This window comes from Parafrankia sp. BMG5.11 (assembly GCF_004337455.1).
Map to the genome: position 1 here is coordinate 1 of NZ_SJXI01000013.1, position 12,500 is coordinate 12,500.

The window sequence follows — 12,500 nt, forward strand, 5'->3', positions numbered from 1 at the left end:
CGATCCTGAGCGGCAGGAAGAGCCCGCTCCAGAGGAGGTGTCAGCCATACCGGAGTCGCCGCTCGTAAAGGTCGCGATAGTGTTGGGTTCGGGTGACCCGCAGTCCTTGCATGCCCGAGCGGTCGACAGCGCGCTGCCAGGAGTTGAACTCCTCGAGGCTGAGGTGGTAGCGCTCAATCACGTCGTCGATCGTCAGCAGACCGCCATTCACCGCCGCCACGACCTCGGCCTTGCGTCGTATTACCCAGCGCTTGGTATCGCGGGGTGGTAGATCTTCCATGCCCAAAGGCTCGCCCAGCGGCCCAATCACCTGAGCCGCACGAATTTTCTGATTCTCGATCATGGGTCCTCGCTGCCTACTGGCGCCAAGTTCGTCCCTTAGAAGCCTCTACTTTGCTCATGCTGAAGCACTGAGGTTAATCCTGAGTGTTCAGGCGCATAGATAGGCTGGTCGCTGATCAAACGATCTCTAGCAGGACCACGGTAACAACCAAGCTGACCTTTAGAGCCATCGCTCCAGCAGAATGCAGACGCGCTCCACAGAGCGGCTACTGCGGGCTCGTTCGCAGACCGTCCGCTGACTACGGCGCACGCACAAGCCATCAGCAACCATTCGGTTCGGTCTTGGCTCGTTGATCTGCAGCGGGTTTGACCGACCCGGTTGAGGTGCGCGCGGCTGTCGTCTTGAAGCAGTTGACCCACTTGCCGAGTAAGACATCGATCCGTGAAGTCTTTGTGCCGTCACAGAGCCAGTTAGCGTCGCTAGTCAGTCCAAGCTAACCCGTTACTGGAACAATGCTTGTGCCTTTGCCGTTTATGCTCAATGATCCGCAACAAGAGCAGGAGTAAACTATGAGCATTCATAAATTGGCTTTGTTTGGAGCCGCAGCATCCCTGGCAGCTACTCCGGTCGTCGCTCAGGCAGTCAATACGCCCGTCGAGCGTGCAAGCGCCGAGGCAAGCGACGAGAGCCAGCTTGCAGGCCGCATTGGCCCGGCCCTGATTATCGTCGCTCTCGCGGCTGCTGGCATGCTCTTTCTGCTCCTGACCGCTGATGACGACGATGCAGTCAGCGCCTGAGTTTCAGTGAGTTTCGTCCGGGGGGAGGAGGGCCTCGCTTCGGCGAGGCCCTTTTCGTTTTGATCCGTCTGGGCGCAACGAGGGCAGGAAACGCGGCGGTTGCCGCTCGCTAGATTACTGATGCCTCAGTGGTCGATGTAATTGCACCCAAAGAAAACCCCCGCCGAAGCGGGGGCTAGTTGATCGGGTCTTGGCGCACCGGACGGGAGGGGGGGTGGGGTGCGCCCTTGTGCAACCCTAATGCGCGGGCCGCTCCAACAGTTCCTGACTTTCACAAGCTGATTGGTCAGAATCCGGCGAGGTGTCTGAAGCTCGGCGCAATTTGGGTCCACGGCTCCTGCAACTGGTGAAGAGGCGGGATCACCGCGTCCGACGTCTGCAATGGGTCGTTTGCTGCCAGTCCGCTTTTAGCCGCTTGAGCTAAGAAGCTGACAGTCCGCTTCCAGGAGCGGCAGCGATCTTCGCCTATGTCCGATATTGGGCGCAAAGCGGCCTACGAGACCGAGCCACCCAAATGCCTGCTTTTAGGTCCTTAGCGGAATGGCGGCTTTCGACCACCGCGACGTAATTTGCGAACCCTCGCAATGGGCATCCTCCAAGTCCCTGCCGCCACGTTTTCCGCACTTCATATTTTCACCAACCGCCGAGGCTGGGCGGCATGGCTGGTCGACTAGGGCTTTGTCGGTTTTGTCAGTGCCTCCTGAGAGCGTTTTCGGCGGAGACGACTTACCGGAAGTGCCTCTTCGGTAGTTTGAACCGGAATCGGTTCGATAGCTTCGTGTTTTCCGACACTTGCTAGCCGAGCGCAGGCTGCGGGGGCTCAAGAATATTTCCGGTAGCTTTCGGTCAGTGGGGGGTAAACGACAGGCGGAGGGCCGCCACAGCCTGATCTAGTCGTTGTCCCAGAGGTAAAAGCGGGCATGCTCGAAAGTTGCCTTGCACTGCGGACATTTCACTCCGCGTCCATTGTCGGCGGTGGTGATCATTCGACCGTCCACCTGATCGCAACGAGAACAAAACGGCAAGCCCTGGGGTTCGCCCTCGCGGACCTGTGAGGCCCTGAAACGCATCCCGTGGCGCTCTACCGTTTCGACACGGACCTGAGCCGCCTGCTTAAGCTGCTCGATCTCGTGATCCTTCGCCTCGGTCTCGGCCTTCGCGTCCTGAAGCGCGGTCTTCACGTCCAACAATTTGTCCATCAGGTCCACGACCTGACCTTTGATCACGACCGCGTCGTAATCCTTGCCGATCTGGCGCATCGCTTTGGCAATTTCGAGCGCGCTGCTCGCCGCGCTGATGCCTGCCGCTAGTTCCACTGAACGCTCTCCGTGCTAGCTAGGTGATTGCTAGCTCGACTCGTGGGCGGAGAATTTCGCGTGCCCGGCGAGCCTGTTTCGCCAGCAAAAACAAGGTGGTGCCGCTTACAGGACTCGAACCTGTGACCCCATCATTACGAATGATGTGCTCTACCAACTGAGCTAAAGCGGCACTCGGGCGGGCCATTAACGCCGACGGCGGTTTGCCGCAACGCGTCTGTTGTCCGCGACAATCTGGAGGCCCGAGCCGGAATCGAACCGGCGTGCGAGGATTTGCAGTCCTCTACGTAACCACTCCGCCATCGGGCCCTAGCATGATAACGGCCCCCACTCGCGTGGAGGAAGCGGCGCCCTAGCGGCTCGCCGCGCGCAACGCAATCGGGACTGGCGAATGGTTTGCGTTTCGCTATGCAACGCAGCCTATGCGTTTTGCCAACCTAATTGATGCGGTTCCCGCTGACACTCGCCCAGTCACCCTGCCGGGTGCGGAGAACTGGATGCAGGGGCGCACCCTGTTCGGCGGCGCATCGGCCGCGCTGGCGCTGGCGGCGGTGCGAAAAGCCATGCCCGATTTGCCGCCATTCCGGGCCGCGCAAGTCGGCTTTGTCGCGCCGGTCGGGGCGAACCTGTCGTTCAAGGTCGAGATGGTGCGCCAGGGCCGTAACGTGACCCAGGTGCGCAGCGATATCGCCAGCGACGGCAAGCTCGCGCTCACCGCGCTGATGCTGTTTGGCGAAAGCCGGGAGCCGAATGCGCTGCACCCGGCGAGCAAGGTCGATCAATGGCCAGGAGCGCCGGAAGACTGCGAGGGCGTGCCAAGCCCGACCAACTTCTTCACCCAGAATCTTGAGATTCGCCGCGCGCAGGATGAACGGGGCAAGGGTCCGCCGCTGGTGCGCCGCTGGGTCCGTCTTGCCGACCGTGAGGGACTGGACCCGGTCATCCAGGCGATTGTCCTGGGGGATGCGCTGCCGCCCGGATCCATGCGCGCGATGCAGCGCCAGGGGCCGCTGTCATCGATCAACTGGAGCTTTAACCTGCTCGATCCCGAGGCCCGCACCCGCGACGGCTGGTTCCTGGCCGAAGCCGCCAGCGATCATGCCGACCACGGATACTCAAGCGAGCGGCTCAGGCTGTGGAACGCCGATGGCGAGCAGGTACTTGCCGGGATGCAGGCGGCCGCCATTTTCGGCTAGACGTCTTCGTAGGTCGCCTTTCGCTTCTGCATTCCGGCCATCACGGCTTCCATCTGGTTTTTTGATCCCAGCAGTGGGTGTTGCTCGAGGCTTTCTTCCATCAGCAGGTCAGCGGTATTCTTGTCCGCCATCGCGTTAATCAGGCGCTTTGCGCCGCGCATCGCGTGGGGGTTACGATCGGCGATGGTGCGGGCGATTTGGGTGGCACGCTGTAGCGGGTCATCCTCGACGTAGGTCGCCAGACCGATCGCCTGGGCTTCCGTCCCGGTAAACTCCCGGTTGGTGAAGGTCAGTTCGCGCAGCACATCGCCCCGGATCAGGTCGCGCCACAGGGCGATGCCGCCCATGTCGGGCACAAGGCCCCAGCGCATTTCCATGATCGCCATGCGCGTATCGGGCGCGACCACGCGCACGTCTGCGCCGCTGGCAATTTGCAGACCGCCGCCGAAGCACACGCCGTGAACCGCGGCGATGACAGGGACCGGCAGCTTGCGCCACTGCATTGCCACCTGCTGCGCGCGATTGGCGTTGCCAAAGGTGCGCTCGGTCAGCGGGGGCTCGTCACCGCGTTCACGGCCGAAACTGGACAGATCGAGGCCGGCACAGAATGCGCGCCCCTCACCCGCCAGGACCACGCACCGCAGCCCCTTCATGTTCTGCAGCGCCTGTCCGGCCTCGATCAGTCGATTGAACATCTCGCCATCGAGCGCGTTCATCTTGTCGGCGCGGGTCAGCCGGACCTGCGCGACGCCGTCGTCTTCAAGATCGATGGAAACCCGGTCGTTTGCGCGAAAATTCATGCCAGCATCCTTGTCCCTTTGCTGCACCGTCGCCCAACGCCGGTGCGCTGTCTACCTTTCGCCGAACAGCCGCGCCCGGGTCCAGTCCAGCACGGGCGCGTGGCTCACGAGCAGCGCATGGCCGAGTTCGCGGTTCCAGCGGGTCTCGGAACCCAGGGCCGCGCGCCATTCATGCAACCGCCCGGTGTAGAGCTGCAAGTCGTATTCTGCACTGATTCCGATGGCACCGTGCACGGCATGAGCGGCGTTGGCGATGCGAGGCGCGGCTGACGAGGCGACTGACTTGGCCACGGCGATACGCAACCGGTCGGGCGGCTCACCAGCAGCGGCAAGCTCAACGGCGAGGCGGATGGCGACGCAATCCTCTGCCATGACCGCGAGCTGCTGCTGGAGCGCTTGCTGCCGGCCGATCGGCTTGCCGAACTGGCTGCGCTCCCCGGCGTAAGCGGCGCTCATCGCCAACACCCGGTCCGCGGCACCCGAGAGGGCCGCGGCGAGTAACAATACCTCGGCTTCGGCACCGAGGCCGGCCCGGGACACCATGGCTTCGCCGATCGCAATCGGGGCCGCGTTGCGACCGAGCGCGCGCCATAACTGGGCGGCGTCGGCCAATGACATTCCGGCGCCGCCTGCGGTTTCGGGCACGAGCGCGTCAAGGAACCCCGATTGCCCGACCTCCTCGCGCTCGTGCTGCCATTCCGCGCCCGCGTCGATCGCCCGCACTCGGTCGGCCGGAAACAGCAGCGTGAGCATCCGCTCGAACGGTTCGAGGAACTCTGTCACCGCAGGCCCAGCCCCCGCGCGATGATCCCGCGCAGGATTTCTCGCGTTCCGCCGCGCAGCGAGAAGCTGGGAGCGACGCGGGTAACGTACGTCAACGCTCGCGTAAGATCCGCGTCGACCGGCTCATCGTGGCTCGCTAGATCATCGGCGATTGCCAGCGGCAAATCCTGCTCGAAAGCCGTACCCAGGTCCTTGACCAGGCTTGCCTCGACCACCGGGCTCTCTCCCGCCGCGAGCCGCGCGGTACAGGCGAGCGACATCGCCCGAAGCGCCGCCAGCCGCGCAACGAACCCGCCAACCAGCGCGGCGGTGGCATCATCGGTGCGGCCGGCCTTGCGCAAGTGCGCCAACCATCCGTCCAGCAACACCAGGCTAGAATAGATCCGTTCAGGACCGCTGCGTTCAAATGCCAGCTCGGCGGTGACCTGCGCCCAGCCCTGCCCCTCGGCGCCGATCAACGAGTCCCCCGGCAGCTCCACGCCATCGAAGAAAACCTCGTTGAAGTGCTCGTCACCGGTCAGATCCTTGATCGGGCGGATGGAGATACCCGGCAGCGACAGGTCCACGATCAATTGCGACAGGCCGGCGTGGCGGTCTTCCGGCCCGCCCGACGTGCGAACCAGCGCGATCATGTAATCGGCATACTGGGCCCCGGTGGTCCAGATCTTTTGACCGCTGAGCCGCCAGCCTCCGTCGACCGGCTCCGCGCGGGTGCGCACAGCGGCAAGATCGGACCCGGCGCCAGGTTCACTCATGCCGATGCAGAACAGCGCGTCACCATGGCAGATCCGCGGGAGGTAGGATTGCCGCTGCGCCTCCGTCCCGAAGTTGAGGATCAACGGCGCGCTTTGCCTATCGGCGATCCAGTGCGCGCCGACCGGAGCGCCGGCTGCCAGCAGTTCCTCCACCACGACAAATCGAGCGAATGGCCCCTTCCCGCCGCCGCCATACTCCTGTGGAAGCGTCAGGCCGAGCAGGCCCGCCGCGCCCAGCTTGCGGCTGAACTCAGCATCATGCCCCATCCACGATCGCGCGCGCTGTTCCAGCGACAACGCGGCGACGACCTCCTGCGCCAGGGCACGGACCTGCGGGCGAAGCGCCTCGTCCTCTGGCGGGATAGCTGCAAGGGTCAGGCTCTCGAACACGTCGCGCCCTGTCTGCGCGAGCGAAGCGTGGACGGCAACGGGAGAATTGCTCAGCGGTCGCCCGCCCCTTACAGCCGGTACAAAGCGAAAGGAGCGGGCATGGGTGATTTCCTGAGGATCGAACGCAATGGTGCGGTGATGACCGTCACGATGGATCGCCCCGAAGATCGCAACGCAATCACCGATCCTGACCAGAGCGCGGAATTCGTTGAATTGACCGAAAGCCTTGCACGCGACCGTTCGGTCCGTGCGCTCGTGCTGACCGGTGCCGGAAAGTCGTTCTGTTCAGGGGGCAATGTGAAGGCGATGCGGGAGGGGACCGGGATGTTCTCCGGCTCCCCGTTCGATCAGCGCAACCATTACCGCACGACCGTTCAACGGATCGGCCGCGCCTTGTGGGAGCTCGAGGTACCGGTCGTCGCGGCGATCAATGGCCATGCCATCGGCCTCGGCTTTGACATCACGCTGATGTGCGACATGCGGATCATGGCGGAAAGCGCGGTGGTCGCAGAAAGCTACGTGAAACTGGGCATCATTCCGGGGGGCGGCGGCGCCTGGTTGCTGCCCCGGGTGATCGGCTATGCCCGCGCGAGCCAGATGACGCTGACTGGCGATCCGGTGGACGCACAGACGGCGCTCGCATGGGGGCTGGTGAGCGAGGTGCATCCGGCAGAGCGACTACTCGCCCGGGCGCAGGAGCTAGCCCAAGCCGTCGCTTCGAGCCCCGGCCACGCCACCCGCCTTGCCAAGCGGATGATGCGGGAAGGCATGGATCAGAAGCTGGCCACTCACCTGGAAACCGCGGCGGCTTACCAGGCCCTGTCGCACCATACGGATGACCATAAGGAAGCTCTCGACGCCTTCCTCGACAAGCGCGCGCCGGAGTTCAAGAACCGGTGAGCGGTGCGCTTGACGGTATACGCGTGCTCGACTTGTCGCGCGTGCTCGCGGGACCGTGGTCGACGCAAATCCTCGGAGATCTGGGGGCAGAGGTGATCAAGGTGGAACAGCCGGGCGCCGGCGACGACACCCGCGCCTGGGGGCCGCCCTTTTTGGCGCAGTCAACGGACTCGGCGTATTTCTCCTGCGCCAACCGCAACAAGCAATCGATCGCAGTGGACATCGCCACGCCCGAAGGCGCCGAGATCATTCGGCGGCTTGCTGCGACAGCGGATGTGGTGGTGGAGAACTTCCGCGTCGGCGGTCTCGCCCGTTACGGGCTCGACTATGACAGTCTGGCAGCGATCAAGCCCGATCTTGTGTGGTGTTCGATCACCGGGTTCGGGCAAACGGGTCCCGACAAGGACCGCGGCGGATACGATTTTCTGATCCAGGGCCTCAGCGGACTGATGAGCGTCACCGGCGCGGCCGACGGTCCGCCGATGAAAGTGGGGGTGCCGACCAGCGATCTCACGACCGGGCTTTACGCGGCGATCGCTATTCTCGCCGCGCTGCGCCACCGTGACAATACCGGCCAGGGGCAGCGGATCGACCTGTCGTTGCTGGAGGCGCAGCTCGCGGTCATGAGCAACCAGGCCGCCAACTGGCTTAACGGGGGCAAGGAACCGGGACGCCTCGGCAACCAGCACCCGAACATCGTTCCATATCAGGTATTCACCTGCGCCGATGGCGACATATTGATTGCGACCGCCAACGACCGGCAGTGGGCCAAACTGGTCCGGGTGCTTGGCCTTGATGCCCTGGCGGACGCTCCGCCATTCGCGACCATGAGCGTTCGGAGCGCCAATAAGCATGCCCTGCTGGCGGCGATCGAACCGGTGTTGGCGGGCTGGTCGTCGGCGGAACTCGTCGAAGCACTGAATAATGCAGGCGTGCCGAGCGGCCGCGTCAATACAGTGCCCGAAGCTCTAGCGGCACCGCAGGTGAAGGCACGCGGCCTCGTCCGTTCCATCGAACGCCGCGATGGCAGCGAAGTCCGGTTCGTGGGCTTTCCCGCGCAGCTCTCCGCCACACCGGCAAGCTATCGCCGGGCACCTCCACGCGCGGGAGAGGACACTCGCGCCATTCTACGTGACATTCTCCATCTCTCCGAGACGGAGATCGAAGGGTTGTTATCGAGCGGCGCCGTCGCACACGGTTCGGCGGACCACTGAACCGCTCCGCGGAAACTTCCGCGAATCCCGTGAGTTAACCTGCCGGAAGGAGACTTGTGATGTCGGACGACAAACAGGATCGCGGCGGGCAGGATCGCGCACGCGTCGCAGGCGAACAAGGCTACGAAGTTCGCTATTTTGCCGAAAAGCATGGGATCAGTATCGATCAGGCACAGGAACTGATCGACAAGCACGGCAATAGCCGCGAAAAACTGGACGCAGCCGCGGGCGCGCTTGGCCGTTAACGCAACGCGGGTGCGTCCGCCAGCGGGGGACGCCCTACCGCATACGCCGCGTTAGTTGCGGTAGCTCGGGTCGATGCGGTCGAGCTTCCGCAACAACGCCGGCCAGGCAAGCGCCTGCGCAAGTGCGCCCATGCCCTTCGGATTGCTTTGCTGCTCAACCTTCTCAGGGGTACCCTGCGGCGGGTTGTAGAGATGGTCCCGCCCCGCGGCGAGCATGTGCACCTGAGCTTCACATGCCCGCTCCAGGAAATAGAGCCGCACGAAGCATGCGCCGACGCTATCCCCCACAGCCAGAGTGCCGTGGTTGCGCAAGATCATCGCGTTTTTGGTGCCGAGATCCTGCACCAGCCGCTCACGCTCCTCCAGGTCTGTCGCGATGCCTTCGTACTCGTGATACGCGACATCGTGTGCAGCGATCATCGCTGTCTGGGTGTGCGGCAACAGCCCCCATTCCATCGCCGATACGGCCTGGCCGTGCGGGGTATGCAGGTGCATCACGGCGTGCGCATCGTCACGAGCCATATGGATGGCAGAGTGGATGGTGAACCCAGCCGGATTGACCGGATGCTCGCTCTTGCCAACGGGCGCACCATCGACATCGATCTTGACCAGCGAGGATGCGGTAATCTCTTCGAACATCATGTCGTACGGGTTGATCAGGAAATGATGCTCGGGACCCGGCACGCGCGCTGACAGGTGCGTGAAGATCAAGTCATCCCAGCCGTAAAGCGCGACAAGGCGATATGCCGCCGCCAGATCGACGCGCGCGGCCCATTCTCCGGGTGCCATATCATCGTTCGCCTGGCTCATGTTTGCCGTTGCCATCGTGCCATCCTCTGCCGAGCTGTCGTTTGTGTACCAGCATAAGCGCACTCGCGGAGCAGAGTCACACAGGTTTTACGGGAGACGCAAAAAAGCCCCACTGTCTCCAGTGAGGCTATTACGTAATTCAGAACCATCTGATGGTTGCGGGGGTTGGATTTGAACCAACGACCTTCAGGTTATGAGCCTGACGAGCTACCGGACTGCTCCACCCCGCGGCACCATGGCGGCGATCTGGACTGGCCAGGAAACGCCGAAAGGGCTGCCCGTGAGGGTCAGCCCTTTGACTTGTGAATGGGTTTCTACCGCAACTCGCTGACTGCAATGCCTGGCGACGACCTACTCTTCCAACGCTTGAGCGTTAGTACCATCGGCGCTGTCCGGTTTCACGGCCGAGTTCGAGATGGGATCGGGTGGGGCACGGACGCTATGGCCACCAAGCAATGGAGCCAGCGAATTGGGTTTAATCGATGCGGTTGTCGTTATGTAGATGAGCGTCTGGCCGGACGATCTCCCGTCAACGCAGTACAGGACTGACGTTGATGGTGCAGATTCATCAAGCGCGAACAGAACTATTAGGACCGGTTAGCTCCATACATTACTGTACTTCCACACCCGGCCTATCAACGTCGTGGTCTACGACGGTTCGATGATTGCTTATCTTGAGGGAGGCTTCCCGCTTAGATGCTTTCAGCGGTTATCCCGTCCATACATAGCTACCCTGCTGCACTCCTGGCGGAATGACAGGTACACCAGAGGTATGTTCACCCCGGTCCTCTCGTACTAGGGGCAACTCCTCTCAACAATCGACGCCCACGGCAGATAGGGACCAAACTGTCTCGCGACGTTCTGAACCCAGCTCACGTACCACTTTAATTGGCGAACAGCCAAACCCTTGGGACCTGCTCCAGCCCCAGGATGTGATGAGCCGACATCGAGGTGCCAAACGATTCCGTCGATATGAGCTCTTGGGAATCATCAGCCTGTTATCCCCGGCGTACCTTTTATCCGTTGAGCGATGGCCCTTCCACGAGGGACCACCGGATCACTATGACCGACTTTCGTCTCTGCTCGACTCGTCAGTCTCGCAGTCAGGCAGGCTTATGCCATTGCACTCTTGCAGACGGTTTCCAACCGTCCTGAGCCTACCATCGCGCGCCTCCGTTACTCTTTAGGAGGCGACCGCCCCAGTCAAACTACCCGCCACAGAGGGTCCCTACACCGGCTAACGGTGCGAGGTTAGACTGTAGAAAACAACAGGGTGGTATTTCACAGGTTGGCTCCACTCCAGCTGGCGCCGGAGCTTCAAAGCCTCCCACCTATTCTACACAGTTGTTTCCCACAGCCACTCTGAAGCTGCAGTAAAGGTGCACGGGGTCTTTCCGTCTAACCGCGGGTACTCCGCATCTTCACGGAGAATTCAATTTCGCTGAGCATATCCTGGAGACAGTGGGGAAGTCGTTACGCCATTCGTGCAGGTCGGAACTTACCCGACAAGGAATTTCGCTACCTTAGGACCGTTATAGTTACGGCCGCCGTTTACTGGGGCTTCAATTCGGAGCTTGCACTCCTCCTCTTAACCTTCCAGCACCGGGCAGGCGTCAGACCCTATACGTCGTCTTGAAGCCGACTTAGCAGAGTCCTGTGTTTTTGCTAAACAGTCGCTACCCCCTGGCCTGTGCCCCCTCCAACTGCTTGCGCAGAAAGAGGGCCTCCTTCTTCCGAAGGTACGGAGGCAATTTGCCGAGTTCCTTCAGGATACTTCTCTCAAGCGCCTTGGTATACTCTACCTGACCACCTGTGTCGGTTTCGGGTACGGTCTATACGGAGAGGCTATTTCCTGGAACCGCTTGGCCGCCCTTCCAATCCAATAAGGAAGAACAACGTCCACGATCCGTCACACATCTCCAGGCCCACGAATATTAACGTGGTTCCCATCGACTACCCCCTTCGGGCTCGTCTTAGGGGCCGGCTCACCCTGCGCCGATTAGCGTTGCGCAGGAACCCTTGGTCTTTCGGCGAAAGGGCATCTCACCCTTTTTGTCGCTACTCATGTCAGCATTCGCACTTCCGATACGTCCACGGTCGGTTACCCTCCCGCTTCACTCGCTTACGGAACGCTCCGCTACCGCTCAGATCAAAGATCTGAACCCTAAGCTTCGGTGCATCACTTTAGCCCCGTTACATCTTCGCCGCAGGATCTCTTATTTAGACCAGTGAGCTGTTACGCTTTCTTTAAAGGATGGCTGCTTCTAAGCCAACCTCCTGGTTGTTTTGGAAATCCCACATGCTTTCCCACTTAGTGATGACTTGGGGACCTTAGCTGTAGGTTAGGGCTGTTTCCCTTTTGACGACGGACCTTAGCACCCGCCGTCTGTCTGCCGGATAAGACTCGATGGTATTCGGAGTTTGGTTAGGTTTGGTACCGCTCGCGCAGCCCTAGCCCATCCAGTGCTCTACCCCCATCGGCATACGTCCGACGCTCTACCTCAATAGATTTCGCGGAGAACCAGCTATTTCCCGGCTTGATTGGCCTTTCACCCCTAAACACAACTCATCCGAGCATTTTTCAACATGCAACGGTTCGGCCCTCCAGTGCGTGTTACCGCACCTTCAGCCTGGTCATGCCTAGATCGCCGGGTTTCGGGTCTAATGCACCATACTCAGTCGCCCTATTCAGACTCGCTTTCGCTACGCCTACACCTAACGGCTTAAGCTTGCATGGTACACTAAGTCACTGACCCATTATGCAAGAGGTACGCGGTCACCCCCTAAAGAGGCTCCCACTGATTGTAAGCATTCGGTTTCAGGAACTGTTTCACTCCCCTAATCGGGGTGCTTTTCACCTTTCCCTCACGGTACTAGTACACTATCGGTCACATACGAGTATTTAGGCTTGGAGGGTGGTCCCCCCATGTTCAGACAGGATTTCACGTGTCCCGCCCTACTCGAGTCCTTCAACATCACTTTCGCATACGGGGCTGTCACCCGCTACGGCC

General features: G+C 61.5%; 11 protein-coding genes, 3 tRNA genes and 2 rRNA genes (1 of these 16 running past the window's edge). 5 read left to right on the forward strand and 11 right to left on the reverse strand.

Going from position 1 to position 12,500, the window contains the following annotated elements; translation table 11 throughout:
* Positions 1-40 precede the first annotated feature (40 nt).
* Complete coding sequence (locus E0504_RS06970) at positions 41-343, reverse strand: DUF1153 domain-containing protein (RefSeq protein ID WP_131622499.1); 303 nt, start codon at positions 341-343, stop codon at positions 41-43.
* 509 nt (positions 344-852) lie between these two features.
* Here E0504_RS06970 and E0504_RS06975 point away from each other — a divergent pair.
* Complete coding sequence (locus E0504_RS06975; protein WP_131622501.1) at positions 853-1,080, forward strand: hypothetical protein; 228 nt, start codon at positions 853-855, stop codon at positions 1,078-1,080.
* Between the two features lie 890 nt (positions 1,081-1,970).
* On the opposite strand, the gene E0504_RS06980 is transcribed toward E0504_RS06975, so the two are convergent.
* The 3 genes from E0504_RS06980 to E0504_RS06990 form a co-directional block, all read right to left on the reverse strand.
* Entirely contained in the window at positions 1,971-2,396 is a 426-nt protein-coding gene (locus E0504_RS06980; RefSeq protein ID WP_057884175.1) for a hypothetical protein, read from the reverse strand.
* A 96-nt stretch (positions 2,397-2,492) separates the two neighbouring features.
* Positions 2,493-2,568 (reverse strand) — tRNA-Thr (locus tag E0504_RS06985).
* A 63-nt stretch (positions 2,569-2,631) separates the two neighbouring features.
* A tRNA-Cys gene (locus E0504_RS06990) sits at positions 2,632-2,705 on the reverse strand.
* Between the two features lie 188 nt (positions 2,706-2,893).
* On the opposite strand from E0504_RS06990, the gene E0504_RS06995 reads away from it, so the two are divergent.
* A complete protein-coding gene (locus tag E0504_RS06995; protein WP_207912236.1) occupies positions 2,894-3,592 on the forward strand; it encodes an acyl-CoA thioesterase II in 699 nt (232 codons plus the stop codon).
* Here the strand turns inward: E0504_RS06995 and E0504_RS07000 are convergent.
* Genes E0504_RS07000 through E0504_RS07010 form a run of 3 tightly spaced genes read right to left on the reverse strand, consistent with a single transcriptional unit; the run spans position 3,589 to position 6,320 of the window.
* Positions 3,589-4,392: a crotonase/enoyl-CoA hydratase family protein gene (locus E0504_RS07000; protein WP_131622505.1), complete on the reverse strand. Its 804-nt coding sequence runs from the start codon at positions 4,390-4,392 to the stop codon at positions 3,589-3,591. The genes E0504_RS06995 and E0504_RS07000 overlap by 4 nt on opposite strands.
* Before the next feature lie 51 nt (positions 4,393-4,443).
* A complete protein-coding gene (locus tag E0504_RS07005; protein WP_207912238.1) occupies positions 4,444-5,175 on the reverse strand; it encodes an acyl-CoA dehydrogenase family protein in 732 nt (243 codons plus the stop codon).
* Complete coding sequence (locus E0504_RS07010) at positions 5,172-6,320, reverse strand: acyl-CoA dehydrogenase family protein (protein WP_131622507.1); 1,149 nt, start codon at positions 6,318-6,320, stop codon at positions 5,172-5,174. Before E0504_RS07010 ends, E0504_RS07005 begins: the two co-directional genes overlap by 4 nt.
* Before the next feature lie 99 nt (positions 6,321-6,419).
* Here E0504_RS07010 and E0504_RS07015 point away from each other — a divergent pair, with 99 nt between their 5' ends.
* The 3 genes from E0504_RS07015 to E0504_RS07025 are packed head-to-tail and all read left to right on the forward strand — an operon-like array spanning position 6,420 to position 8,679.
* A complete protein-coding gene (locus tag E0504_RS07015; RefSeq protein WP_131622508.1) occupies positions 6,420-7,220 on the forward strand; it encodes a crotonase/enoyl-CoA hydratase family protein in 801 nt (266 codons plus the stop codon).
* Positions 7,217-8,434 (forward strand): CaiB/BaiF CoA-transferase family protein, encoded by a 1,218-nt coding sequence (locus E0504_RS07020; RefSeq protein ID WP_306769221.1) that lies wholly within the window; start codon positions 7,217-7,219, stop codon positions 8,432-8,434. Before E0504_RS07015 ends, E0504_RS07020 begins: the two co-directional genes overlap by 4 nt.
* 59 nt (positions 8,435-8,493) lie before the next feature.
* Positions 8,494-8,679, forward strand: coding sequence for a DUF3606 domain-containing protein (locus E0504_RS07025; protein ID WP_131622510.1), 186 nt, complete (start codon positions 8,494-8,496; stop codon positions 8,677-8,679).
* Positions 8,680-8,730: 51 nt separating this feature from the next.
* Here E0504_RS07025 and E0504_RS07030 read toward each other — a convergent pair whose 3' ends face one another.
* The 4 genes from E0504_RS07030 to E0504_RS07045 all read right to left on the reverse strand — a co-directional run.
* Entirely contained in the window at positions 8,731-9,504 is a 774-nt protein-coding gene (locus tag E0504_RS07030) for a class II aldolase/adducin family protein (protein WP_131622512.1), read from the reverse strand.
* 138 nt (positions 9,505-9,642) lie between these two features.
* Positions 9,643-9,719, reverse strand: a tRNA-Met gene (locus E0504_RS07035).
* A gap of 108 nt (positions 9,720-9,827) precedes the next feature.
* A 5S ribosomal RNA gene (rrf, locus tag E0504_RS07040) occupies positions 9,828-9,942 on the reverse strand.
* A 114-nt stretch (positions 9,943-10,056) separates the two neighbouring features.
* Positions 10,057-12,500: ribosomal RNA gene (locus tag E0504_RS07045) — 23S ribosomal RNA — on the reverse strand; it runs 351 nt beyond the window's last position.